Genomic DNA, 24,827 nt, shown 5'->3' on the forward strand with positions numbered 1-24,827 from the left:
GGGGCTCGATCATGACGGCATCACGACGCCTGCCTACCCGACAAGAGTGGGCGCTGGTGGTGGGCACCAGCCTCGCGGCACTGCTGGCCGCTTGGTGGCTATTCGCCTGGCTCGCGCTAGCCAACCTATCGCTGATTTTCTTGACGGCAGTGCTGGCCTGCGCCGTCTTGGCCGGCAGCTATGCCGCTTTTATCAGCGCGCTGTTGAACTTCGTCATTTTCAACGTGGGCTTTACCGAGCCCTACTTCTCCTTAGCGGTTGCCGAGCGCGAACAGCTAGTCACGCTGCTGTTCTTTTTGATCGTGGCGCTGGTGGTCGGCAACATTACTGGGGTAAGCCGCGAACGTATGCTGGCTCTCAACGCATCGCGGATGGCAGAGGAGCAGGAGCGCCTGCGCTCTGCGCTGCTCGCGTCCGTTTCTCATGATCTACGCACGCCGCTGGCGTCGATCATAGGCTCCGCCAGCTCACTGCGCGCCTTGGATCCTCAACTGACCTCACAGGATCGTTTCGAGCTGCTAGACGGTATCTTGAACGAGAGCGAGCGCCTGAATCGCTACATTCAAAACCTGTTGGACATGACGCGGCTGGGGCACGGTGAGCTTGCCATCGAACGAGACTGGATCAGCGTCGACGACTTGGTGGCCTCTGCGCGCAAACGTTTGGCAGGTTCGCTGTCCCCATTCACTGTGCAGCAGGTATGGGACAGCGAGCTGCCGTTGCTTCATGTGCACCCGGCACTGATTGAGCAAGCTTTGGTCAATGTCTTGGAAAATGCTGCCCGCTTCTCTCCGGCTGGCGGCCAGATCACCATTGCGGCAGCCATTGATGAGACGGCCTCCAGGATGACGCTCACCGTGAGCGATGAGGGCCCAGGCATTCCAAACCACTTACGTGAGCAGGTATTTGAAATGTTCTTCTCCGGCAACGACGGCGACCGCAGTTTGCACGGCACTGGCCTGGGTCTCGCCATTTGCCGCGGAATGCTGGGCGCTCACGGCGGAACCGTAACGGCCACCGATGGCCTTGACGGCCACGGCACGAGTATCATCATGACGCTGCCCTTGCCGACGACGTCGCAGGAGCCTCACCATGAGGACTAAGCCTGCTCGCATTCTCATCGTCGACGATGAGCCCGCTATCCGTCAGTTCTTGCGCATTAGCCTTGTCTCACAAGGATTTCTGATTAGTGAGGCCAGCACCGGGCAACAGGCGATTCGGACGGTGGACGAAGCGGTAGGCGCCGAAGCGATCGATGTCGTTCTACTGGATTTGGGCTTGCCCGACATGGATGGTCAGCAAGTGCTTCGTGCTCTGCGCCAGCAAAGCGCGCTACCGATCATTATCGTGTCGGTGCGTGGCCAGGAGTCCGATAAAGTCACCGCGCTGGATAGCGGCGCCAATGACTATGTCACCAAGCCCTTTGGCATTCAGGAGCTGTTGGCCCGTATTCGGGCCGTGCTGCGCCACTATCCCACTGCAACTGAGCCATCTCGCTACCAGTATGGTGCCCTGACGCTGGACATCGACGCCCACTTGGTGACCTTGAGCGGCGAGACAATACATTTGACGCCCAAAGAGTTTGCCGTGCTGGCACTACTGATCAGTCGGGCAGGCCGCATCGTGACGCAAACCCACCTGCTGAAAGCCATTTGGGGCCCTACGCATCAGGAAGACACCCACTATTTACGCATCGTAGTCAGCAAGTTACGCCAAAAGCTAGGGGATGATCCGCAGGCCCCTAGCTTGTTACAGACGGAGCCTGGTATCGGTTACCGCTTCTGTGTCGAGTTCGACCGTGAGGAGTCCAACCAATGAAGATCATCATTCTAGGCGCAGGCCAAGTGGGCGCGACCCTTGCGGAGCACCTCGCCCGCGAGGAGAACGACATCACCGTCGTCGATACCGACGGCGCAAAACTGCGCGAACTGCACACCAAACTGGATATCCGCACGGTGACCGGCGCGGGCTCCTACCCCATCGTGCTGCGCCAAGCGGGCTGCGAAGACGCCGACATGCTGATCGCGGTGACCAACACCGACGAAATCAATATGATCGCCTGTCAGGTGGCCCACACGCTGTTTCGCACGCCCACCAAAATTGCCCGGGTGCGCTCCACCGCCTACCTCACTCGTAAAGGGCTGTTCGCCCACGAAGCGATTCCCATCGACGTGCTGATCAGCCCCGAGCAGGTGGTCACCGACCACGTGCGCCGCTTGATCGAACACCCCGGCGCGCTGCAGGTGCTGGAGTTTGCCGGTGGCTTAGTGCAGCTGGTGGCGGTGAAGGCCTTCTACGGCGGCCCGCTGGTGGGCCAGGATCTGGCGTTTTTGGGCAAGCACATGCCCAACGTGGAAACCCGTGTGGCGGCGATTTATCGCCGCAACCGGCCGATCATTCCCCGGGGCGATACCGTCATCGAAGCCGACGACGAGGTGTTCTTTTTGGCCGCCCGCCGGGATATTCGCGCCGTAATGAGCGAGCTGCGTAAGGTGGAGCGGGACTTCCGCCGCGTGGTGATTGCCGGGGGCGGCAATATCGGCGAACGGCTGGCGGAGCACTTGGAGCACAGCCATCAGGTCAAGATCATTGAGCATAGCCTGGAGCGCTGCACCACGCTCTCCGAGCGGCTGGATCGCACCGTGGTGCTCCACGGCAGCGCCACCAGCAAGCGGCTGTTGGAAGAGGAGAACATCGAAGACTGCGATATCTTCTGCGCGCTGACCAACGACGACGAAGTGAACATCATGTCATCACTGCTGGCCAAGCGGCTGGGGGCTAAGAAGGTGCTCACACTGATCAACAACGCCGCCTACGTGGATTTGGTGCAGGGCGGCGATATCGACATCGCCATTTCCCCCCAGCAGGCCACCATTGGCAGCTTGCTGACCCACGTGCGCCGGGGAGATATCGTCAATGTTCACTCCCTGCGCCGGGGCGCGGCGGAGGCCATCGAGGCCATCGCCCACGGCGATAAGCAGTCGTCGAAAGTGGTGGGCCGCACGATCCGCGAGATCGACCTACCCGATGGCACCACCATTGGTGCCATCGTACGCGGTAAAGAAGTGCTCATCGCCCATGGTGACGTGCGTGTGGAGAGCGGCGACCATGTGATTCTGTTCGTGATCGACAAACGGCGCATTCGTGACGTGGAGCGCCTGTTCCAGGTCGGGTTGAGCTTCTTTTAACAGAAGCTTTCAATAAACATCGCCACCAAGGGTGGCGATGTTAGATTTCGACCGCGCGGCCAATAAACTCAATCGGGCCGGTGGGCAGCCCAGAGGGCGAGCCAGAATCATCTTCCAGCGTCAGCTCGAATAGCTGGTTATCCTCAAGCGGCGGCAGTTGATCCAAACGCAGGCGCAACGGTTGCCCTGGCTCGACGAGCCCCAGCGAGACAGGCGCTTGCCAATCATCGGCCTTGGTCCAGAACTCGAGCGCTTTGCCCTCGGGCACCTCAAACGTGCCCAAAGGAATCAACTGAATCTCCTGGCGATTCGCGGCCTGCACCACCCACCCCGCCGACTGAGTTTGCGGCGCGAGCAGCACCACCATGTACTCTGGCGTTGCGGGAGCGGTCGTGACGTTGGTCAGCAACACCCCCATGGCCAGCGCAGCCGCTAATCCCGCCCCAGCGATTCCGCGCCAAACCGGCAGGCTGTGCCACCAACGGCTACGCGGCATATGAGCGTGCGGCGCACGCCGGGAGACCGTCTGTGGTGCTCGGGTGGCCGATGCGTTTAGGCTGCGCTCGATACGCGGCCAGAGATAATCGGAGGGCGTGACCGGGTTCACCATCGCGGTATAGGGAAAGAAACGCTCTTCCCAAGCCGTCACTGCTTTTTGCAATTCAGGGTCGTTGGCTAAACGCGCCTCAAAGGCTTCACGCTCGGCCATGGGCAGCGTGCCCAGCACGTACTCCCCGGCCAGGGCATGAAGGTCATCGGGTTCGTTCGAAGGGCTCATGCCATACACTCCCGTAAGCGAAGCAGGCTGCGCTTGATCCAGGCTTTGACCGTACCCAGCGGCGCGCCCGTGTGCGCCGCAATCTCTGCATGGGACAAACCATCCACATAGGCATGCAGCACGCAGTTACGGCGTTCGGTTTCCAACTGCTGCAGGCACTCGTCCATCCGTTGGCCGGTTTGCCAATCGAAGGCGTCCGTCACCCGCGACGCCTGCTGAAAGGTGTCGTCGTCATCGAGTTCGTGGGGGTCATCCAGGTCGACACTCACTTCGCGGTCACGGCCACGAATGGCATTCAGCGCCAAGTGACGGGCAATGCTGAAGATCCAGGTACGGGCCGCGCCTTTTTGCGGGTCGAAGCTGTTCGCGCGCTGCCAAATGTTCAGGCAGGCATCGTGTACGATATCTTCCGCCATGCCTCGGTCTTTCACTATGCGCAAAACAACGCCCAGCAGCTTGGCACCTTCCTGTTGATAAAGCTGTTGTAGCGCTGCGTGCTCTCCCCGGGCACAGCGGGCGAGCGCATCAGCGTAATCGAATTCTTGAGCGGGCCTTACGTGGCCGTTCTCGGTACTAATGGTGTTAGCCTTACCTGTTTCAGACATATCACGTTCAGACACATCTTCGCTCCCTGGTAACGCGCCGGCATCGGTCGTCGCACTGCCAGAAGCATAGCGGCTAGGGAGCCTGGATACGAGTCCCTAGCCTTACTGAACTTAATAAAGTTTAGTCAGTGTTTGAGCGCTTAGTTAGCGGTCCAGAAGATGTAGTCGGCTTGATACGTCACGACGGCAGTGGCGCCCTCGTGGCCCTCATCACAGGCAACGTCAGGGGCAACGCCGCCTTGGGTGTTCAGGCGCTGGATGTAGCTAACACCGCTCATGGCGCCTTCGCCTTCAGCTGGGTTGGCTTCAACAAGCTGCAGCGGAATGTTGCCATCGCCATTCGGCGCCACGGCTAGCTGGGTGCCGGTAATTTTAGAACCATCCAGGGCTTCCCAAGTGGCGGGCGGGCCGTAGTAGCTGCCTACCTGGGTGCCTTCGCTATCGTTCAGCGCAGCGTGCGGGCCTTTAAATACCCAGCCCATGGTGCCGTCTTCTTTGGCTTCACACATGTAGGTAATAGCGCCAACGCCCACGGTTTCGAGAGCGACGGTGTTGCCGTCCGGTACTTGGACTTCGGCGGGCGTCATGTCAGCCAGCGCGACGTGACTGAAGGATGCAATCAAGGTAGCGGCGAGAGTAGCACGCGTCATATGTTGGATGGTCATTTCAGTCTCCTTGGGTTTTGTATCAACCGCTTTAAATAGCGGCTGTATAGGGGATACACACAAGGAGACCGATTGGATGCACTCTTTTTTAAAAAAAGTTTAATTATTTAAAAAATTATCGGCTCACCCCATCCACCGTGACTTGGCGCGGGCAGGCATTGCCGTTGGCATCAAACAGGTGGCAGCGCTGACCAGCGATTCCCAAACGCGAGACCTGCCCCTCTTCCAGCCGTGTCAGGCCATCCAGGCGCTGGGTCAAAGGGGTATCGATACCCGCCACCTGCCAGTGAGCGAGGGTTTCATAGCCCAGTTTTTCGGCCACCATCAGGGTCGCGCTCAGCGTTGCATCCGCTTGCTCAGCCGCCACGAAGTCTTCGGCCCGCAGCCCCAACGTGGCGTGTTCACCGGCCTGAAGCTGCTGGCCATTTACCGCCACCGCCAGCGTTTCACCGCTGTGCAGGCGCACCACGGTTTGGCGCTCGCCGGGGTCGACCACCGTCACCGGCAGCGTATTGATACGCGGCGAACCGATAAACTCCGCCACCTCAAGGGTATTGGGAAAGTGATACAGCGATAGCGGCGCGCCCACCTGGGCAATACGCCCTTTCGAGAGCAGCACGATACGATCCGCCAGGGTCATCGCCTCCACCTGATCATGGGTGACGTAGATCATGGTGGCGTTTAAGCGCTTGTGCAGCGCGGCGATCTGTACCCGCATATCCACGCGCAGCGCGGCATCCAAGTTGGAAAGCGGCTCGTCGAACAGAAACACTGCAGGCTCTTTGACCAGGGTGCGGCCAATAGCGACCCGCTGGCGCTGGCCGCCGGAGAGGTCTTTGGGCTTGCGCTCCAGAAGCTCGGTGAGGTGCAGCATCTCGGCGGCGTGCTCCACGCGGCGGCGAATTTCCGCTTTGTCGGTGCGCGCCAGCTTCAGGCCAAAGGCCATGTTCTCGGCAACGCTCATGTGCGGATAGAGCGCGTAGGATTGGAACACCATGCCGATGTCCCGCTCCTGGGGCGGAATCTCGTTGATCCGCTGACCATCGAGCTGCATATCCCCAGTGGTGATGTCCTCCAAGCCCGCGATCATGCGTAGCAGCGTGGATTTACCGCACCCGGAGGGGCCCACGAAAACGACGAACTCGCCGTCTTCGATGGTGAGGTCGATATCCCGTGAGATTTCGACACCATCGAAGGATTTACCGATGCCGCTGAGGGTTAAACGTCCCATGGCGCATCCTCCTGTGCTTGCGGGCAGCGGGCAATCGCCACCCCAAACGGCGGCAGCGTCAGCGTACCTGCCTGCCACTCGCCGTTTAGCCACTTAGGCGCATCCTCCAATGCTTCAGCACCCTCGGGAGCCGGGCGGGTCACGGTTTGATCGCTAAAGTTCAGGGCCACCAGCAGGCGTGTTTGCTGATAGGTGCGCTCCAAGCAAAGCACCTCGTCGCGTACCGGGTGATAGCGCACGTCGCCTTTAACCAGCGCAGGCTGCGTGCGGCGGAAGGCTAAAAAAGCTCGGTAGGCATTGAGCAGCGAATCGGCATCCTGCTCTTGCTGGTCCACCGCCAAACTTGCGTGGGAATCGGGCACCGGCAGCCAGGGAGTAGCGCTGCTAAAGCCCGCATGGCGGGCGTCCGCCTGCCAGGGGTGCGGGGTGCGGCAGCCATCGCGACCTTTATAAGCAGGCCAGAAGGTGATGCCCGCCGGATCGACGAGCTGCTCGAAGGTCAGCTCCGCCTCGGGCAGGCCCAGCTCTTCGCCCTGATAGAGGCATACGCTGCCCCGCTGGCTGAACAGGAACACCAAATAGAGGCGCAGCTTATCGAGCTGCCCTTCCGCCTGCCAGCGGGTTGCCAGCCGCGTTACGTCGTGGTTTCCCAGCGCCCAGCAGGGCCAGCCATCGCCAATGCGCGCTTCCATTTCGGTGAGCGTTTCGTGCAAGTAGCCAGGGTCGGCTTTATCGGTCAGCAGGTTGAACGAGTAGCACATGTGCAGGCGCTTGCCGCCCTGGGAGTACTCCGCCATCACGCCGAGCGCATCGTCGTCGCCCACTTCACCTACGCTTGTGGTGCCGGGGTACTCATCCAGCAGCGCCCGCAGCCGCTCCAGAAACACCAGATTTTCCGGCTGGGTTTTGTCGTATTGGTGGAGCTGATAGCCGTAGGGGTTGTCGGGGCGAACGCCCAGGAAGCTCTCGGTAATTTCCTGGCGCGGCGGGTTGTCTTTTAACTCGCCGTGGGTGCAGAAGTTCACCGCATCCAGCCGGAAGCCATCCACGCCACGCTCCAACCAGAAGCGCACCTCTTCCAGCATGGCGTCGACCACTGCAGGGGTGCGGAAGTTAAGATCCGGCTGGCTGGCCAGGAAGTTATGCAGGTAGTACTGGCAGCGGCGGGTATCCCACTGCCAGGCGCTGCCGCCGAATACCGACTGCCAGTTGGTGGGCGGCGCGCCGTCGGGTTTGGGGTCGGCCCATACGTACCAGTCGGCTTTGGGGTTGTCGCGGCTTTGGCGGCTCTCTTCGAACCACGCGTGCTGGTCGGAGGTGTGGGACATCACCTGATCGATCGTCACTTTCAGCCCCCGCGCGTGGGCCGCTTCGACCAGGCGGTCGAAGTCTTCCAGCGTGCCGAACATGGGGTCGACATCGCGGTAGTTGCTGATGTCGTAGCCGAAATCTTTCATCGGCGAGGTAAAAAACGGCGACAGCCAAATCGCATCGACGTTTAATGAAGCGATGTAGTCGAGCTTGTCGATCACCCCTTTCAAATCGCCAATGCCGTCGCCGTGACTGTCCATAAAGCTGCGCGGGTAGATTTGGTAAATCACCGCGCCGCGCCACCAGTCGGCTCCTTGGTTGCCAACGTAGTGAGAAGTAGAAGGTGTCTGCATCATGGTCCTTATCCTTGTTATTGCCGACGGTGTCTCAAATCGTTGAGTCATCACCCATGGTCGGCATGATGCAGGCTACGCCGCTTGATAGAATCCTCCCCCACTGGGCGCATCAGGCGTAGGCGTGGGGAGGAGTGGTCACACGGCGCCTCACTCCCCCTGAATATGCGCCAAGAGCTGCCCTGCCAGCGCAATGGCTTCGTCTCGGCGGCGTATGTTCTGCTTTTGGTAGAGGCTGCGGATATGGGTCTTGATGGTAGTCGGTGCCACCGAGAGCTGTTCGGCAATCTGTTCATTGGAGAGCCCGGCGTGGATCAACCCCAGGATTTGCCATTCGCGGCGGGTCAACGGCGACGTGCGAATCAGCTCCGGCACGTCAGGTCTTGCGACGATATCCGCGATCACCGTTTCGTCCAACATCAAGCGCCTAGCGCTTCCAAAGTCTTTCTGCTGACCCGCCAGCGCCAGCAGCCGCTCTGCCCTCGCCTGCTCCAGCGCTGATAGCGTGCCGTCCGTCAATAAGCCCGACAGCAGATCTCCCAGCGGTTTGCCCATGCGCAAAAAGCTGCCTATCAACGCCGTGCGAGACGCCAAACTGAGCGCTTGATGCATGTGGCGGCGGGCTTGCTCCTCCTGGCCAGCCGCCCACGCAGCGGCCGCGAGGCAGAGCTGGTTGCGGTTGGCATCGGTGACCAGCCCAAGTCTTTGAGTATGGACTTCGAGTGCTTCCAACAGCGCGCGGGCCTCATCAAAGCGGCCCAGCAGCGTAAGCGCCCGAGCGTGATTGCGTACGTTGCATTGGGCAAAGTGGTTGGTGGCCCCTTCGGTGATGGGCGCGGGCGCTTCCTGACGCCAGCGCTCCACTGCGTCGAGATCTTGCGTGGAGTGCCACCAGGCCAGCAGCGTGGCGTGGGCATTGGCCACCCAGTCGATATGGTAATCGCCTTCGGCCAGGATTTTACGCAGCCGCCGAATATGGTCAGCGCACTGAGCCTGATCGCCACGGCTCTGGGCAATTTTGGCCAGTTGAATGTGGCACTGCAGCGTCCAGCGCTCGCCCTGGTTATCCAGCACGGCAATGCCTTTCAGTGCGGCCTGCTCGGCTTCATCCAGGCGATGCCACTCCCAGAGCACTTGGCTGCGAATCCGGTAGAGAAACTCCGCCACGGGCAGGTGCTCGAGCTCTGCCCGCTCCAGATGGGCAAAAGCGCGCTCTTGAATATCGTAAGCGGCCTGCAAGCGCCCCTGGGCCACCAGCGTTTCCGACTGATGGCAGAATGACCACAGCAGTAACTGGTGATCCTCTCGCTGGCGTGCCAGACGCTCCACCTCGCGCACCCGTTGCAGAGACTCGTCCAGATAGCCCAGCACGAAACGCGCCTCGCTCAAGATGGCGGTCGCGGTCAGCGGGGTGGAGGCTAAATAGCGGGCGGGCACGGCCAGCGCCTGTTCAGCGAGCGGCGCAGCGCGCTCGGCGTTGCCCTGATTGATCGCTAATTGGGCGCGCAGGGTGGCAAACTCGGCAGTCAGCCGCTGCCACTCTGGGGCCTCCAGCTGCGCTTCGATCCATTGGATGACTCGTGCGGTGATATCGAACTGGAACTGCGCATGGGAGACCCAGCCGTAGAGCAGCGCCAGCTCTGGGCGTGTCGAGATTTTCGGCTCCCCCAGCAGCCCAAGCCCTTGAGCCAGCAGCGCGTAGGCCCCGCTGGCCAACAGCGCTGGCCCTTGCGCGACCAGTAGACTAGCCACCTCCTCGGGCGATTCCGCCAAAATGGCTTGGCGCAGTGCCATGATCGGGTCGTTGAGTGCCAACCAGGCCTGGCTGGCCCGCTGATGCAGGGTGCGCTGGGTGGCAAGGCTAAGCTCGTGGCGACGGTGGCGCAGGTACTCCCCGAACAGCCGTTGAAAGCGGTACCACTGGGCGTGGGGGTCGGGCCGCTCGATGAACAGACCCGCTTGCTCGAAGGCATCGAGCCGCTGGGTAAGCCGCTCGCCCTCTAGCAGGCGCGCCATCAATTCGGGGGAGAAACGCTCCAGCACTCCAAGCTGCAGCAGGAGTTCACGCTCTTCAGGGGGCAGCGCCTCGGCCAGCCGTTCATCGAACCAGGCCACAAAATCGGGATGACCGCCGTTTAGCCGCTCGACCAGCGCATCGAATCCGGCGCGGGTCGTCGTACGCTCCACCAGCCAGTTCAGGGCCATCACCCAGCCGCCGCTTCGGCGCAGCGCCCGCTCCAGGCTCACCCGAGTAGGCGGAAAACTGAGCTGCTCGGCGCAGAGGGTTTGCGCCTCTTCGCTATCGAAGGCCAAGGCGCCTAGATCGATCTCTTCGAGTTCGCCGCGCAGCCGCAGACTGGCAAGGCCCAGCGCAGGCCGAGAGCGACTTGCCAGGGTCAGAGTCAGCCAGGGCGGTTGATGGCGCAGCCAGTGGGCCAGTCCGGCCAAAATGTCAGGATGCGTCAGGTGTTCGAACTCATCCAATACCAGCCGACAAGCGGCTCGCTGCTTTGGCAGCTCGCCCAGCCAGCGCTCTAGCTGCTCCACGCAGTCCGCCGCCTCGGACAAAGGCGACAGCAGCGCATCCTCCCGTAACAGCGTATCGATGGCGGCTTGCCAGTAGCGCAAAAAGCGTTCGGGCTGATTATCGCGCTGGTCCAGGCGCAGCCAGGCGGCGTCTTGCTCTAGGGCGGGTAGGCGTTCTGCCAGTAGCGTGGTCTTTCCATAGCCCGACGGGGCTTGAACGAGAAGCAGGCGCACGCGCTCGTTCAATGCAAAGGCATCATTGAGGCGTGGCCTTGCCACGACGCCCAGTGGCAACGTCGGTGCGGTAAGCTTTTCTTGTAGCAGCGGCATGGCCCTCTCCTGTGTGTCTACCAACGTCCTCGTCTCATGACTTAGGCTACTCATTTGGACAATAAAAAGCCCGCGACGAGTCGCGGGCAATCAGCATTGGCAAACGTCGCTCATGTCTCCATGAGCTCAAAACAGTCTTGCTAGCGAGCGGTTCGCCCTTAGAACCATACTTCGGTCTGGACACCGAAGGTAAACTCACCACCTGTGAAACCGTCGCTGCCCAGAGAGCTGGCACCGTAGCTGTTCAGGCTCTCATCCCAGTCGCTGTAAGTGGTGAACAGACGAATTTCAGGACGCTTCCAGAACCCGCCAACTTCCGGCTTGAAGGTCGGGGCGATGGTGAACTTCATGTAGTCGCCGTCCACCGCATTGCGACCGCTGTAGCCCTGCGGCTCGAAGTCCATCCACTGGTAGCTGGCTTCGTACTGCATTTCGAAGTTCTGGTTAATCTCATTCGCCAGGCGAACGTTCAGAGTGGCCCAGTCGTAGCTGTCGCCGCTAGCAAAACGGTCGTCGCTGGTTTCTGCCAGAATGGCCGGCGCAATACGCCACTGCGGAGCGAGGTAGGTCGTACCGTAGAGTGCCAGACGCGTTGCGCTAGCATCATCGGTCAAGTCGCCGTTGCTACCCAAGCCTTTCACCTCGGCACCCAGGCCTTGGCCGTGCAGTACGGCGGCCTTGAAGTTACCGTCGCCCATACCGAAGAAGCTATCACCGTGGTAGGCCACCATGGTGTGCCAACCGGTATCGGCAGCGGTTTGACCCACGCCAATATCGCGCTCGTCGTTATCGGCAGCGGACATGCCGTTGACCATCACCTGCCAGTTACCGAAGTAGTTATTGGAGGTCAGGACCAGGTTGTCGGTATCGCTGTTTTCGCCATCCAAGCCGGGGTTTTCACGGTTGATGACCGGGTAGTCGCTGAAGCTGCGACCATAGAGCGAGAAGTTGGTTTTCCAGTTCTCCGCCAGCTGCACGTCGTACACACCGCCACCGGTACCGGCGAGGAAGACCACATCGCTGTCGAGCCAGTGAATGTCGAAGTTATTACGATCAAACCGTTTACCGGCCCAAATCGAGGCGTTCTCGAAGGCACCGGTGAAGCTCGGCAGGTCGCTGAATTCTGCGTACACCTGACGCACGTTCAGGTTGGTGTCATCGCCCACCCAGTCGTTGCTGGAATTGGTGCCATGGGCCAGCATGGTGGTGTAACGGGCTTTGGCGCCGTTATCGAACTGCATGCGGTAGTTCAGGATGGCTTCAGAGTAGGTGTCCGGCTCGTTACCCAAACGCCCCACCGCGCCGCCATTACCACCGGCGGGCGTTAGGTACGGGCCGCCCGGTGCGCTTTTGCCATCTTCACCGATCAGTAGGCCAGAGCGAGCATACACGTTGAACGAGAAGCCCTCTTCGCCGCTAGCCTGGCGTTCGACGCGGGCCAGGCGCTCTTCGATATCGGCATTGGTAGTCGCCGCAGCCGGGGCGCTGGATGCAGGCGCGGTTCCACGACCTTGCTCGGCTAGCTCGGCGCGGCGCTCGGCCGCTTCAGCCCGCTGCTCAGCAGCTGCAATGCGTGCTTCCAGCTCGGCAAAGCGCTCTTCCAAGGTCATGTCAGCATTGGCGGCACCGCAAAGACCGAAGCTGGCAGCGGCGACGGCAATGGCTAAAGGTGTTTTGAACGTCATTTTATGCATTGTTTTTCAACCCTAGTGTTAAATCCTATTGTTTTTTATCCCGAACGCCCGAACCCGTTTGGCTCCCTACTTTTTGATCACCGGCCCCAAAACCGGTGTAAAAAAGCCAGCGTTTCAGTGCTGCCACCCGTGTCATTACTTCGACTCGCCGAAGCCTGTGCCCAACAACGCGACAAGGTGATTGACCCAACGTGTTGCAAAGCAACTTTCGTGTTGTGTGAAGATAGAGTGACAGTTGAAACTTAATCGATTAAGAGCACGTAAACCAACAAGCTTTTACTAATTATCGACCAATGTCTAAAAGGTTATTTATCTTAGAGAAATTGAATTGACATAGATTAGACAAAAGTCGCTATTGAACTTCACGACGACAGACGGCTAACTGGCAGCGTACTTAATCGTTTAAGTAGGCGCTATGAGCGCATTGATACCCCATCACCCACAACAATAAACGCCGAGGAACGCCGTAATGAAAAAGACACTACTCACTTCAGCTATTGCTTTGGCCAGTCTTGCCAGTGCCACCGGGTCTGCCCAGGCGGCCGAACTGACGATCTCCTGTGGTGCGGTTGGCGCAGAGTTGACCCTTTGCCAAGAAGGCGTACGCGCTTGGGAAGAGAAAACCGGCCACAGCGTCGATGTGGTTTCAACGCCCAACTCGTCTACTGAGCGCCTGTCGCTCTATCAACAAATTCTCTCCGCTAACTCCAGCGATATCGACGTGATGCAGATTGACGTGGTGTGGCCGGGCCTGCTGGCCAACCACCTGCTTGATCTACGCGAAGTGCTGGGTGAAGACGCCGCTGCCGGTCACTTCGACACCATCGTGACCAATAACACCATCGATGACCGCCTGGTCGCCATGCCCTGGTTTACCGATGCGGGTGTTCTTTACTACCGCGAAGACCTGCTGGAAAAGCATGGCCACGAGGTGCCCACCACGTGGCAAGAGCTGACGGAGATCGCGCGCGATATCCAAAACGCCGAGCGTGAAGCGGGCAACGACCGTATGCAAGGCTTCGTGTTCCAAGGCCGCGCCTACGAAGGCCTGACCGTCAACGCTCTCGAGTGGGTTGCCAGTTTTGGCGGCGGCACCGTGGTCGATAACGAAGGCGAAGTGACCATCAACAACGAGCGCGCTGCCCAAGCGCTGGATCTGGCCGCCTCTTGGATTGGCGACATCTCCCCTGAAGGCGTGCTGAACTACACCGAAGAGGAAGCACGGGGTGTTTTCCAGGGCGGCAATGCCGTCTTCATGCGCAACTGGCCCTACGCGTGGTCACTGGCCCAGAGTGACGATAGCGACGTGCGCGGCAAAGTAGGCGTCGTGCAGCTGCCTGCCGGCGGTGAAGAGGGCCAGAGCGCCGCGGGCCTGGGCGGCTGGAACCTGGCCGTGTCGCGCTACAGCGAGCATCCTGACATCGCGGCGGACCTGGTTGCTTACCTGACCGGTGAAGAAGAGCAGAAGCGCCGCGCCATTCAGGCTTCTTACAACCCGACGATCGATTCGCTCTACCAAGACCAGGAAGTGCTGGATGCCGTGCCCTTCTTCGGCACGCTTTACGATACGTTCACCAACGCGGTGGCCCGCCCCTCTGCCCCCACGGGCGATGCCTATGGCCGTGTCAGCAACGCGTTCTTCAGCACCTCTCATGACGTGCTATCCGGCACCAAAGATGGCGCTCAAGCCGTCGCCGACCTTGAAGGCGAATTGCTGCGCCTGAAGCGTCGCAACTGGTAAACGCGGAGACACCTATGTCGAGCTCTTCTCACCACTCTCACCAAAACGCGCCCCTCGGGGCGCGTTCCGCCACGCCAGCGCGGCGGCAACGGGGTACCAAGGTCCGCCGCCAACGCGTCAAGGCGGCGTGGCTGTTCTTAGCCCCCATGCTGATTGCCCTCACGCTGGTGGCGGGCTGGCCGTTACTACGTACGTTTTTCCTGAGTTTTACCGATGCGTCGCTCTCCGATTTGGGCTCGGCGAATCTGATCGGTTTCGAAAACTACCTGGTCTACGACAACGGTCGCTGGTTTGGCGTGCTGGCGGACCCGGTGTGGTGGCAGTCCGTGTGGAACACGGTTTACTTCTCGGTGGTGTCGGTATCGCTGGAAGTCGTTTTCGGCGTCATCGTCGCACTGATTTTGAACGCAGAATTCAAAGGCCGCGTGATCGTTCGGGCGGCCGTGCTGATTCCCTGGGCCATTCCTACCATCGTGTCGGCTCAGATGTGGGCGTGGATGCTCAACGACCAGTTCGGCATCATCAACCACCTGCTGATGATGATCGGCATCATCGATGATCCGATCGCCTGGACGGCCAGCGCAACCTACTCCATGTGGGCGGTGATCATGGTCGACGTTTGGAAAACGATTCCCTTCGTAGCTCTGTTGGTCCTGGCCGCGCTGCAGATGCTGCCCAAAGATTGTTACGAAGCCGCCGAGGTGGATGGTATTCACCCCGTGCGCGTGTTCTTCAAGGTCACGCTACCGCTGATCACTCCGGCGCTGATGGTGGCGGTCATCTTCCGCCTGCTGGATGCCCTGCGGGTCTTCGACGTGATCTATGTATTGACCTCCAACTCCACCAGCACGATGTCGATGTCGGTCTACGCGCGCCAGCAGCTCGTCGAGTTTCAGGATGTCGGCTACGGCAGCGCCGCATCAACGCTGCTGTTCTTGATCATCGCGCTGGCCACCGTGGCTTATCTTTACCTGGGCCGCAAACAGATTCAATTGGGAGGTGACTGATGAACAGCCGTCAGTTAACCAAAGTAGCGAAACGCGTCGGGTTCTGGGCACTGATTGCCGTCATCATGGTGTATGCGGTGTTCCCGTTTTATTACGCGGTGATTACCTCGGTGAAACCTTCCAGCGACCTGTTCCGCGTGGAGCTATGGCCATCGACCTGGAACCTGGATAACTACGCACAAATCTTTAGCCAATCGAGCTTCGTGCGGGCGATTTTCAACTCAATCATCGTCGCGTTCAGCGTGGTATTCATCGCGCTTCTGCTAGGCATCACCGCTTCTTATGCGCTGGGTCGGGTACGCTTTCGGGGCCGCTCCACCGTACTGCTGGTCATTCTAGGGGTTTCGATGTTCCCTCAAGTGGCAGTGCTCTCTGGGCTGTTCGAGGTGATTCGCGCGCTGAATCTCTACAACAACCCGGCAGGCCTCATCCTCAGCTACACCATCTTTACCCTGCCCTTCACAGTGTGGGTGCTCACCACCTTTATGAAGCAGCTCCCCATGGAGCTGGAAGAGGCGGCCATCATGGATGGGGCGACGCCCTGGGTGACCATCACCAAGGTGTTTTTGCCGCTGATGTGGCCGGCCATGGCGACCACGGGCCTGCTGGCATTCATCGCCGCCTGGAACGAGTTTCTATTCGCACTGACCTTCACACTGACCGATGCGCAGCGCACGGTGCCGGTTGCGATTGCCCTTCTGTCAGGCGGTAGTGCCTACGAACTGCCCTGGGGGCCGATCATGGCAGCCTCCGTCGTGGTCACCGTACCGCTGGTGATTTTGGTCATTATTTTCCAGCGCCGCATCGTATCGGGCCTGACCGCGGGTGCCGTCAAAGGCTAACCCACGCAACGAATATATTGATGGGCTGATGTTTATCCGTCAGCCACTTTTTTAAGGAACACAGCAATGCAAGACAACATGATGTGGTGGCGCGGCGGCGTTATTTATCAAATCTATCCGCGTAGCTTCTTAGACAGCCGCGGCGACGGCGTAGGCGATCTGAACGGCATCACCGAAAAGCTGGATTACGTGGCCTCCCTCAACGTGGACGGCATCTGGCTATCGCCCTTCTTTACTTCTCCGATGCTCGACTTCGGCTATGACGTGAGCGACTACCGCGACGTGGATCCGATGTTCGGCACGCTGGAAGACTTCAAGGCGCTGCTGGAAAAAGCTCACTCGCTGGGCTTGAAAGTGATGATCGACCAGGTGATCAGCCATACCTCCGATCAGCACCCCTGGTTCCAGGAAAGCCGCCAAGATCGCACCAATCCTAAAGCCGACTGGTTTGTGTGGGCCGACCCGAAACCCGACGGCACACCGCCCAACAACTGGCTGTCGATTTTTGGCGGCTCGGCGTGGACCTTCGATTCCCGCCGCCAGCAGTACTATCTGCACAACTTCCTGACCAGCCAGCCGGACGTGAACTTCCACAACCCGGAAGCGCGTCAGGCACAGCTCGACAACATGCGTTTCTGGCTGGATTTGGGCGTCGACGGTTTTCGCTTGGATACGGTCAACTTCTACTTCCACGATGCCGAGCTGCGGGACAACCCGCCGGTACCGAAAGGCGAAGCCAAAACCCTGGGTGCACCGGAAGCGAACCCCTATACCTGGCAACGCCATGTCTACGACCTCAGCCGCCCGGAAAACCTGGACTTCCTCAAAGACCTACGCGCGCTGATGGATGAGTACCCCGGCACTACCACCGTGGGTGAGATTGGCGACGATAACCCGCTAGAGCGCATGGCCGAGTACACCGCCGGTGGCGATAAGCTGCACATGGCGTACACTTTCGACCTGCTCAACATGCCCCACTCCGCGAGCTACCTGCGCGAAGTGATCGAGCGTTTCCAACGCTTGGCAGGTGACGCCTGGCCCTGCTGGGCAACTTCCAACCACGATGTGGTGCGTAGCGCGACACGCTGGGGCGCTGACGAAGATCCCCACGCCTACCCGAAAGTGATGCTGGCGATGCTTTTCTCGCTGCGTGGCAGCGTGTGCCTGTACCAAGGCGAAGAGCTGGGCCTGCCGGAAGCGGACGTGCCCTTCGAGCGCATTCAAGACCCCTACGGCAAAGTGTTGTGGCCTGAGTTTAAAGGCCGCGACGGCTGCCGCACGCCCATGCCCTGGACCGACGGCGAACAGGGCGGCTTCTCTTCGGTGGAACCGTGGCTGCCCATGGAAGCTCGCCATTTGGAGTTGGCAGTAAGCCGCCAGCAGGATGACCCCAACGCCACACTCAACACCGTACGGGCCCTGCTGGCGTTCCGCCGCAGCCACCCGGCGCTGTTTGATGGCAATTTGTCCTTGGTCGATGTCGGTGACGACCTGCTCGGCTTTACCCGTCAAAAAGGCGACGAGACCCTGCTGTGCGTGTTCAACCTGACCGGACAAGAGCAGCAAACTACCCTGCCTGTGGAGGTCGCAAGCGACTTGCCGGTCGTCCACTTTACCGCCACGCGAGACGGCAGCACGCTCACGCTGCCCGCGTACCAAGCCGCCTTTATGCAGGTTGCCTAAACGCCGCCCATAACAGTTAATAACGATAGCCGACCCGCTCCGGTCGAGGTCGGCAAGGAGTTACCATGGCAAGTGTTACGCTTGAAAAGGTCAATAAGGTATTTGGCCGCGATCACATCATCAAAGACGTTGATCTTTCCATTGGCGACGGTGAGTTTGTCGTGTTCGTGGGCCCCTCCGGCTGCGGTAAATCCACCCTTCTGCGCCTGATTGCCGGGCTTGAATCGATCACCGATGGCGACCTAAACATTGGCGGCACCGTGGTGAACGACCTGCCCCCCCGCGAGCGCGGCGTGGGCATGGTGTTTCAGTCTTACGCGCTCTACCCGCACATGACCGTCTACGACAACATGGCTTTTGGCCTGAAACTGGCCAACACCGCCAAAGAGACCGTTCACGAACGAGTGATGAGCACGGCCAAAATCCTGCAGCTGGAAGAGCTTCTGCACCGCAAACCCAAAGCCCTCTCTGGCGGCCAGCGCCAGCGCGTGGCGATGGGACGCGCCATGGCGCGGGAGCCGCGCATCCTGCTGTTCGATGAGCCACTCTCCAACCTGGATGCCTCGCTGCGGGTGCAGATGCGTAACGAAATCGCCCGCCTTCATAACCGTCTTGGCTCTACCATGATCTACGTGACCCACGATCAGGTCGAAGCCATGACCCTGGCGGATAAAATCGTAGTGCTCAACCGGGGCCATGTGGAACAAGTGGGCAGTCCCCATGAACTGTACCAGCGTCCGGCCACCAAATTCGTCGCCGGCTTCATTGGCTCGCCCACCATGAACTTCATGCCCGCCGAGCTGATCAGCGGTACCGCCGACGGCTGCCGCGTCAAAGCAGCCGGCATCGGCGACGTATCGCTTCCCCAAGCGGGCGACGCTTACTCACAAGGCACCTCGCTCACGCTCGGAGTGCGCCCCGAGCACCTTCGTTTGGAAGCGCCCCAAGGCGATAACTGCTTCGATATCGTCAACGTCGAGTACCTGGGTAACGAGGTCTACGTGTATCTGGAGCCGAAAGCGGGGTCGACCCTGCTGATCCATCGCAGCGAAGCACCCAGCCAGTGGCAAGAGGGCCAGCAGGTGTCGCTGGTACCAGATACCGAACACGTACACCTATTCGATGAAAGCGGCGCCGCGTTGACACTTGGCAACGCGCGCTCGGCAGCTTAAACACTGATTGACAGACCCATCACGGCCTTGGCTGGGTGAGACACCTTTCGAAGAGGGTAGTCGACACACCATCAAGGCCGTTATTCTTGTGCGCGACAATTAAATAATTAGCCTGCGCTATAAATGCGTCCGGCACGCACTCTCTCCACCAACGTTCTTCACCTGTTTAGGAAGCACCGTGACCGCCCCTCGCCGAATGACCCTAAAGGACCTTGCGCTCGAACTCGGCGTCTCTACCGCGACGATTTCCAACGCCTTCAACCGCCCCGATCAGCTCTCTCCGCTGCTGCGCGATCGTATTCTCAAAGAAGCCAAGCGCTTAGGGTATAGCGGCCCCGATGCCAAAGCGCGCAGCCTTCGCACCGGACGCTCCAGCATCGTGGCGGTGATTCTAGCCGAAAGCCTGACCTACAGCTTGAACGATGCCGTCGCCAGTGAGTTTCTCTCTGGTGTGGCTGAAGTGCTGGATGCCCACGGCCATACCATGCTGCTATTACCGGGCCGAGGCCACGCATCGCAGCCGCCCGGCTCGGCTAATATCGCCGATGGCTTCATCGTGTACGGTTTGATGCCCAACAATAAACTGCTGAATGAACTGCCCTCCCAGCGCCCCCTGGTATCGGTCGACTTCGATATCGACGGCTGTCCCACCGTGCACATCGATGACCGCGATGCCAGCTACGCCATGGCCATGCATGCCCTCAAAGAGCGCCCTGCCCGTCCTGCCATCATCAACCTGCGCTTGACCAAAGAGCACTGCAATGGCCGAGTGACGAAGGCGCATACGATGCTGCCCGACAGCAGTACGATCAGCCGGGCACGTCTAGCCGGGTTTCACGCCGCGCTCAGCGAGCATGGTTTTGATACCGAACAGATTCCGCTATGGAACATCGAGGAGAACGTGTTCGACGTGTGCTCACCGGTGATTACCGAGATTATTGATTTGCCCGACGAGCAGCGCCCCGACCTGCTGCTGTGCATGTCAGACCGCATTGCGCTCACCGCGCTGACGCTGGCCGAGCAGCGGGGCATTCACGTACCGGAGGCGTTACGCATTACGGGGTTCGATGGCATTGCCGAAGGCCAGTACCGTGCCCCTCGTTTGACGACCGTGCGCCAGGACAGCGCAGGCAAAGGACGAGTCGCCGCCAAAATGATTTTGGGGCGGATACCAAAAACACAGCAGCTGCTCAAAACTGAGCTGCTGCTGGGCGATACTTGTCCTTAGCGGACTCCCCCTAAAACGGCGGGATTATTGCGCGGTTTTCTGCATCGCGATGGCGGTATCCAACATACGGTTGGAGAAGCCCCACTCGTTGTCGTACCACGCCATGATCTTCACCAGACGACCATTAACGCGAGTATGGTTAGCGTCAAAGGTAGACGAGTGCGCATCGTGGTTGAAGTCGATGGAAACCAGCGGCTGGGCGTTGACCGCCAAGACCGGCGAGTTCGCAGCGGCTTTTTCGACGATTTCGTTGATCTCTTCCTTGGTGGTCTCACGGCCCGCCGTGAAAGTCAGGTCCACCAGAGAGACGTTGATCACCGGTACACGCACCGCCAAGCCATCGAACTTGCCCGCCAGCTCCGGCAGTACCAAACCCACGGCTGCCGCAGCGCCGGTTTTGGTCGGAATCATGGAGTGGGTGGCGCTACGGGCACGGTACGGGTCGGAGTGATACACATCCGACAGATTCTGGTCATTGGTGTAGGCGTGAACGGTGGTCATTAGGCCGTTTTCGATACCAACGGCGTCATTCAGCGCTTTAGCGACTGGTGCCAAGCAGTTGGTGGTGCAAGACGCATTCGATACCACCGTGTGCTCAGCGGTCAGAATGTCGTCATTCACACCGTAAACGATGGTGGCATCCGCATCCGGGCTTGGGGCTGAAATAAGAACGCGCTTGGCACCGGCAGCGATGTGCTTAGCGGCCGCCTCGCGTTTGGTGAACAAGCCAGTACACTCCATGACGAGGTCGATATCCATGGACGCCCAGGGCAGGTTGGCCGGGTCGCGCTCGGAGGAGATCGCGATGCGATCACCATCCACGCTGATGCTCTCGGCATCATGCTCGACGCTGAACGGGAAGTGACCGTGCACCGTGTCATGGCGCAGGAGATGGGAGTTTAGGGAAGGGTCACCCAGATCGTTGATCGCAACTACCTGAACGCGATCACGGTAGCCGTTTTCATACAGCGCACGCAGTACGTTACGGCCAATCCGTCCAAATCCGTTAATGGCAACTCTTATTGTCATGGTAGCACCTCAATCAAGCAGTGGTCGTAGATGGCGTATCCAGTAAAAAAATTACTAAAAATACGTATTTAATCACCTATAGGCCGATTAAAACCTGCCATAACCGCCCCTAAAGGCTAATAACTATCCAATATGTAGTAAAATTACTATATAAAGGCTATCGTAGTCCAATACTTAATCAACGATTCACCCGCCCTTTTTTCGGGCCTCGTTCAGCCAACGCTGCTCATCAGGAGTACCATATGACACGTGCAACGTCCCCGACTCCCCTACGCCGTACCAAAATCGTCGCCACGCTTGGCCCAGCCAGTGACCGCCCTGGGGTGTTGGAAGCCATGCTAAAAGCGGGCGTTGACGTGGTGCGACTGAATTTCTCCCATGGGTCTGCCGAAGATCATCGCCGTCGGCTAAGCGCTGTCCGCGAGATCGCCCAGCGCCTGGGCCGCAGCGTGGCTGCACTAGGCGACTTACAAGGCCCCAAAATTCGCATTTCGCGCTTTGCCGACGGTGCCGTTCACCTCGAAGTTGGCCAGCCTTTCGTGCTGGACATGGCGCTGGATGCCAATAGCGGCAGTAACGAGCGCGTCGGCTGTGACTACAAAGCGCTAATCGATGACGTCGCCCCCGGTGACCGTCTGCTGCTGGACGATGGCCGCGTCGTACTGGACGTCACTTCTATCGTTGGGCAAGAAGTTCACACCCGAGTTCACGTGGGCGGCAAACTGTCCAACAATAAAGGCATCAACAAACAAGGCGGCGGTCTTTCTGCCCCGGCGCTGACCGATAAGGATAAAGAAGATCTCAAAACCGCCATCGAGATTGGCGTAGACTATCTCGCCGTCTCGTTCCCACGCAGCGCCGCCGACATGCAGGAAGCGCGCGCTCTGCTGGGTGACGAGGGCAAAGAGATCGGGCTGGTCGCTAAACTGGAGCGTGCCGAGGCCGTTGCCAACGACGAAACCCTAGACGCCATCATCGAAGCGTCAGAGGCGGTGATGGTCGCCCGTGGCGACCTGGGCGTAGAGATTGGCGATGAAGCGCTGATCGGCACGCAAAAGCGCATCATCAAGCATGCCCGCTCACTGAATCGCGCGGTGATCACGGCCACCCAAATGATGGAGTCGATGATCGAATCGCCGCTCCCCACCCGTGCGGAAGTCTTCGACGTGGCCAACGCCGTGCTCGACGCCACCGATGCGGTCATGCTTTCGGCGGAAACGGCGGCAGGCGACTACCCGGTGGAAACCATCGAAGCCATGGACCGCGTCTGCCTGGGTGCCGAGCGCGAGCGCATTGCCCAAGCCTCCGGCCACCGTATTCATGAAGGCTTCGAGCGGATCGATGAAACCATCGCGCTTTCTGCTATGTACGCTGCCAACCACCTAACCGGTGTACGCGCCATTGCCTGCATGACCTCCACCGGCTACACGCCGCTGATTGCCTCGCGCATCCGCTCTGGCTTGCCGATTGTCGGCTTGGCCCACAGCCCCATCGCCCAACGGCGCATGGCGCTCTACCGTGGCGTAGTCTCGATTCCATTCGATACGACGCACATGGAGGCCACCGAGGTGAACCATGAAGCCATCAAACTGCTGAAGGCCCATGGATTGGCACGCCCAGGTGAGCATGTCATTCTTACTCGCGGCGATCATATGAATGCCCACGGTGGCACCAACACCATGAAAGTACTGGCCGTTGATGCCGAGTAACTAACTGCCTCGCCGCACTATCAATAATAAGCGAACGACCAGGAGAGCCATGCCATGAACGATGCCCGCCCACCCCGCCAAGCCGTGCGCACGCTGCAACCGCGCAAGCGTATTGCGCTGATTGCCCACGATGGCAAAAAAACCGAGATGCTGGAGTGGGCGACGCGCTGGCAAGACACACTCAGCCAGCACACGCTGATTGGCACAGGCACCACCGCAGGGCGGCTGAAAACCGCCCTGGGGCTAGAAGTGGAAGGCTTAATGAGCGGGCCGCTAGGCGGCGACCAGCAGATTGGGGCGCGCATCGCCGAGCAGCAGCTCGACGTGCTGATCTTCTTCTGGGACCCCTTTGCACCGCAGCCCCACGACCCGGACGTGAAAGCACTGCTGCGCCTTGCCGCGCTGTGGAACGTGCCGGTGGCGTGTAATGCGGCTAGCGCCGACTTTCTGCTCTCCTCGCCCTATCTTAGCGAACGCTATGATATGTCGATTCCAGACGCGAACGCCTGGGCACAGGCACGCACGGTATAAACCGGGCGCGCCTTGCGCTCAGCGGGTACGCAGGCGGCGCGCGACCACCTGCTGCCCGCATTGGTAGCTTCCATTCATCGCGCCCAGCGCGCACTGAAGCGTCAGCTCGGCGATGCGGTCATAATCCTGCAACGCCGAATTAACCGGCTGAGGCAGAAAATCTAACAGGCGGTGGTCACCAAATGTGGCTAACCGCAGCGTCTCCGGCAGCCCGCCCTGGGCAAGCAACTCATCAAACACACCTTCCATCAGCGCGTAGGAGGCCGTGACCAGCGCATCTACCTCGCCTGCAGCAAAGAGCTGTTGCGCCAGTTCAACGCCCACATCCCGCTCGTAGCGCCCACCGCTAAAGGTAACGGCTTCAACGCCCTTCCCTTCCAGTGCGGCAAAAAATCCTGCACGGCGCTCCCGGCTTACCGAGAGTTCAGGCATCGCATCCAACCACGCGATTCGCCGAGTTGCACTGCCCATCACCGAGCGCGTCAGCGCATAAGCGGCTTCTTGGTCATTGCTCACCACGCTGGCAAAGCGCTCGGGCGTCAGGCCCCGGTCCATCCCAACAACGCTCCATCCTTCGTCGGCCAAATCCGTATAAAAAGTGTCGTTTTCCGGCAGGCAGCTGGCGGTAATCAGCACCTCACAGCGCTGGGCGCGCAGGGCCAAAGCCAGCGTGCGCTCACTGTCCGCGCAGTCATCGGAACTCACCACCAACAGTTGGTAGCCGCGCTCGCGAGCACCTCGCTCGAGGCGTTTGGCAAGGCGTGCGTAGCTGATGTTTTCCAAATCCGGCACGATCAAACCGATCAACCGGCTAGCGCCACGGCGCAGCGCGGCGGCCTGAGGGTCAATGTGATAGCGGTGCTGACGCACAACGGCCATCACTTTATCGATAGTGGCCGGGCTAATGCGCCGCTGCTCGGCCTGGCCGTTGATTACATAGCTTGCCGTGGTGCGCGAAACCCCGGCGAGCCGGGCAATATCGGCAAGTGTCATGCTGGTTTCCCCCTAAATGAAGACGGCAGTTTAGCAGCCGTTTTACCCTCTTCAGACCAAAGTCTAAAAAGACAACCCTTGTGTCCAAAAGTGAATCGATTCAGCATAGCCAACTATACACAGGTGACACGATTCATCCAGCTAACCACAACGATCTACGACTAACGTTTTATGCGCGCACTTTCGCCGCCAATCGCAGACGTTGCCGTTG

Annotated in this window: 20 protein-coding genes; 11 read left to right on the plus strand and 9 right to left on the minus strand. The window is 59.8% G+C overall.

What is annotated here, in order from left to right; translation table 11 throughout:
* Positions 1-11: 11 nt before the first annotated feature.
* The 3 genes from NH398_RS13400 to trkA are packed head-to-tail and all read left to right on the plus strand — an operon-like array spanning position 12 to position 3,188.
* The gene (locus NH398_RS13400; protein WP_253018947.1) at positions 12-1,103 is read left to right on the plus strand and encodes an ATP-binding protein; all 1,092 of its coding nucleotides are present in this window, start codon (positions 12-14) and stop codon (positions 1,101-1,103) included.
* Positions 1,093-1,818, plus strand: a complete 726-nt coding sequence (locus NH398_RS13405) for a response regulator transcription factor (protein ID WP_253018948.1) — start codon at positions 1,093-1,095, stop codon at positions 1,816-1,818. The genes NH398_RS13400 and NH398_RS13405 overlap by 11 nt, the downstream gene beginning before the upstream one ends.
* On the plus strand, positions 1,815-3,188 hold the full coding sequence (gene trkA / locus NH398_RS13410) for a Trk system potassium transporter TrkA (protein WP_159341823.1): 1,374 nt from the start codon (positions 1,815-1,817) through the stop codon (positions 3,186-3,188). Before NH398_RS13405 ends, trkA begins: the two co-directional genes overlap by 4 nt.
* A 40-nt stretch (positions 3,189-3,228) precedes the next feature.
* Here the strand turns inward: trkA and NH398_RS13415 are convergent, their stop codons facing one another.
* The 7 genes from NH398_RS13415 to NH398_RS13445 form a co-directional block, all read right to left on the minus strand.
* Positions 3,229-3,966: an anti-sigma factor gene (locus NH398_RS13415; protein ID WP_253018949.1), complete on the minus strand. Its 738-nt coding sequence runs from the start codon at positions 3,964-3,966 to the stop codon at positions 3,229-3,231.
* On the minus strand, positions 3,963-4,586 hold the full coding sequence (locus NH398_RS13420) for a sigma-70 family RNA polymerase sigma factor (RefSeq protein WP_253018950.1): 624 nt from the start codon (positions 4,584-4,586) through the stop codon (positions 3,963-3,965). Before NH398_RS13420 ends, NH398_RS13415 begins: the two co-directional genes overlap by 4 nt.
* Before the next feature lie 125 nt (positions 4,587-4,711).
* Positions 4,712-5,236 (minus strand): DUF3455 domain-containing protein, encoded by a 525-nt coding sequence (locus tag NH398_RS13425; protein ID WP_253018951.1) that lies wholly within the window; start codon positions 5,234-5,236, stop codon positions 4,712-4,714.
* Positions 5,237-5,351: 115 nt separating this feature from the next.
* Positions 5,352-6,467 carry a sn-glycerol-3-phosphate ABC transporter ATP-binding protein UgpC gene (gene ugpC, locus NH398_RS13430; protein ID WP_253018952.1) on the minus strand — a complete coding sequence of 372 codons (1,116 nt, stop codon included), beginning with the start codon at positions 6,465-6,467 and terminating at the stop codon, positions 5,352-5,354.
* Positions 6,455-8,134, minus strand: coding sequence for an alpha-amylase family glycosyl hydrolase (locus NH398_RS13435; protein ID WP_253018953.1), 1,680 nt, complete (start codon positions 8,132-8,134; stop codon positions 6,455-6,457). The genes ugpC (NH398_RS13430) and NH398_RS13435 overlap by 13 nt, the downstream gene beginning before the upstream one ends.
* A 147-nt stretch (positions 8,135-8,281) precedes the next feature.
* Entirely contained in the window at positions 8,282-10,987 is a 2,706-nt protein-coding gene (gene malT, locus NH398_RS13440; protein ID WP_253018954.1) for an HTH-type transcriptional regulator MalT, read from the minus strand.
* A gap of 158 nt (positions 10,988-11,145) precedes the next feature.
* Positions 11,146-12,681, minus strand: a complete 1,536-nt coding sequence (locus NH398_RS13445) for a carbohydrate porin (RefSeq protein WP_159341817.1) — start codon at positions 12,679-12,681, stop codon at positions 11,146-11,148.
* Between the two features lie 469 nt (positions 12,682-13,150).
* On the opposite strand from NH398_RS13445, the gene NH398_RS13450 reads away from it, so the two are divergent.
* From NH398_RS13450 to NH398_RS13475, 6 genes are all read left to right on the plus strand, one after another.
* Positions 13,151-14,422 (plus strand): ABC transporter substrate-binding protein, encoded by a 1,272-nt coding sequence (locus NH398_RS13450; RefSeq protein WP_159341816.1) that lies wholly within the window; start codon positions 13,151-13,153, stop codon positions 14,420-14,422.
* Positions 14,423-14,436: 14 nt separating this feature from the next.
* Positions 14,437-15,429: a sugar ABC transporter permease gene (locus NH398_RS13455; protein ID WP_159341815.1), complete on the plus strand. Its 993-nt coding sequence runs from the start codon at positions 14,437-14,439 to the stop codon at positions 15,427-15,429.
* Entirely contained in the window at positions 15,429-16,271 is an 843-nt protein-coding gene (locus NH398_RS13460) for a carbohydrate ABC transporter permease (RefSeq protein WP_159341814.1), read from the plus strand. Before NH398_RS13455 ends, NH398_RS13460 begins: the two co-directional genes overlap by 1 nt.
* 66 nt (positions 16,272-16,337) lie before the next feature.
* The gene (locus tag NH398_RS13465; RefSeq protein WP_159341813.1) at positions 16,338-17,954 is read left to right on the plus strand and encodes an alpha-glucosidase family protein; all 1,617 of its coding nucleotides are present in this window, start codon (positions 16,338-16,340) and stop codon (positions 17,952-17,954) included.
* Between the two features lie 65 nt (positions 17,955-18,019).
* Positions 18,020-19,126, plus strand: a complete 1,107-nt coding sequence (ugpC, locus tag NH398_RS13470; RefSeq protein ID WP_253018955.1) for a sn-glycerol-3-phosphate ABC transporter ATP-binding protein UgpC — start codon at positions 18,020-18,022, stop codon at positions 19,124-19,126.
* Between the two features lie 178 nt (positions 19,127-19,304).
* The gene (locus tag NH398_RS13475) at positions 19,305-20,354 is read left to right on the plus strand and encodes a LacI family DNA-binding transcriptional regulator (protein ID WP_253018956.1); all 1,050 of its coding nucleotides are present in this window, start codon (positions 19,305-19,307) and stop codon (positions 20,352-20,354) included.
* 24 nt (positions 20,355-20,378) lie between these two features.
* Here the strand turns inward: NH398_RS13475 and gap are convergent, their stop codons facing one another.
* Positions 20,379-21,383, minus strand: coding sequence for a type I glyceraldehyde-3-phosphate dehydrogenase (gene gap / locus NH398_RS13480; RefSeq protein ID WP_159341812.1), 1,005 nt, complete (start codon positions 21,381-21,383; stop codon positions 20,379-20,381).
* Positions 21,384-21,625: 242 nt separating this feature from the next.
* Between gap and pyk the strand changes: the two genes are divergently transcribed.
* Both pyk and NH398_RS13490 read left to right on the plus strand, forming a co-directional pair.
* Positions 21,626-23,092: a pyruvate kinase gene (pyk, locus tag NH398_RS13485; RefSeq protein ID WP_159341811.1), complete on the plus strand. Its 1,467-nt coding sequence runs from the start codon at positions 21,626-21,628 to the stop codon at positions 23,090-23,092.
* A 54-nt stretch (positions 23,093-23,146) separates the two neighbouring features.
* Positions 23,147-23,623, plus strand: coding sequence for a methylglyoxal synthase (locus NH398_RS13490; RefSeq protein ID WP_044629387.1), 477 nt, complete (start codon positions 23,147-23,149; stop codon positions 23,621-23,623).
* An 18-nt stretch (positions 23,624-23,641) separates the two neighbouring features.
* Here the strand turns inward: NH398_RS13490 and cra are convergent, their stop codons facing one another.
* Positions 23,642-24,616, minus strand: a complete 975-nt coding sequence (gene cra / locus NH398_RS13495; protein WP_253018957.1) for a catabolite repressor/activator — start codon at positions 24,614-24,616, stop codon at positions 23,642-23,644.
* Between the last annotated feature and the right edge of the window lie 211 nt (positions 24,617-24,827).

Origin of the sequence: Halomonas sp. CnH100-B (assembly GCF_024124605.1) — a bacterium.
Classification (GTDB): Bacteria; Pseudomonadota; Gammaproteobacteria; order Pseudomonadales; family Halomonadaceae; genus Vreelandella.

Bases quoted from the DNA above. Each gene is read 5' to 3' on its own strand.
- NH398_RS13400 (WP_253018947.1), top strand. From the start codon at position 12: ATGACGGCATCACGACGCCTGCCTACCCGACAAGAGTGGGCGCTGGTG.
- NH398_RS13405 (WP_253018948.1), top strand. From the start codon at position 1,093: ATGAGGACTAAGCCTGCTCGCATTCTCATCGTCGACGATGAGCCCGCT.
- trkA (WP_159341823.1), top strand. From the start codon at position 1,815: ATGAAGATCATCATTCTAGGCGCAGGCCAAGTGGGCGCGACCCTTGCG.
- NH398_RS13415 (WP_253018949.1), bottom strand. From the start codon at position 3,966: ATGAGCCCTTCGAACGAACCCGATGACCTTCATGCCCTGGCCGGGGAG.
- NH398_RS13425 (WP_253018951.1), bottom strand. From the start codon at position 5,236: ATGACCATCCAACATATGACGCGTGCTACTCTCGCCGCTACCTTGATT.
- ugpC (WP_253018952.1), bottom strand. From the start codon at position 6,467: ATGGGACGTTTAACCCTCAGCGGCATCGGTAAATCCTTCGATGGTGTC.
- NH398_RS13435 (WP_253018953.1), bottom strand. From the start codon at position 8,134: ATGATGCAGACACCTTCTACTTCTCACTACGTTGGCAACCAAGGAGCC.
- malT (WP_253018954.1), bottom strand. From the start codon at position 10,987: ATGCCGCTGCTACAAGAAAAGCTTACCGCACCGACGTTGCCACTGGGC.
- NH398_RS13445 (WP_159341817.1), bottom strand. From the start codon at position 12,681: ATGCATAAAATGACGTTCAAAACACCTTTAGCCATTGCCGTCGCCGCT.
- NH398_RS13450 (WP_159341816.1), top strand. From the start codon at position 13,151: ATGAAAAAGACACTACTCACTTCAGCTATTGCTTTGGCCAGTCTTGCC.
- NH398_RS13455 (WP_159341815.1), top strand. From the start codon at position 14,437: ATGTCGAGCTCTTCTCACCACTCTCACCAAAACGCGCCCCTCGGGGCG.
- NH398_RS13460 (WP_159341814.1), top strand. From the start codon at position 15,429: ATGAACAGCCGTCAGTTAACCAAAGTAGCGAAACGCGTCGGGTTCTGG.
- NH398_RS13465 (WP_159341813.1), top strand. From the start codon at position 16,338: ATGCAAGACAACATGATGTGGTGGCGCGGCGGCGTTATTTATCAAATC.
- ugpC (WP_253018955.1), top strand. From the start codon at position 18,020: ATGGCAAGTGTTACGCTTGAAAAGGTCAATAAGGTATTTGGCCGCGAT.
- gap (WP_159341812.1), bottom strand. From the start codon at position 21,383: ATGACAATAAGAGTTGCCATTAACGGATTTGGACGGATTGGCCGTAAC.
- pyk (WP_159341811.1), top strand. From the start codon at position 21,626: ATGACACGTGCAACGTCCCCGACTCCCCTACGCCGTACCAAAATCGTC.
- NH398_RS13490 (WP_044629387.1), top strand. From the start codon at position 23,147: ATGAACGATGCCCGCCCACCCCGCCAAGCCGTGCGCACGCTGCAACCG.
- cra (WP_253018957.1), bottom strand. From the start codon at position 24,616: ATGACACTTGCCGATATTGCCCGGCTCGCCGGGGTTTCGCGCACCACG.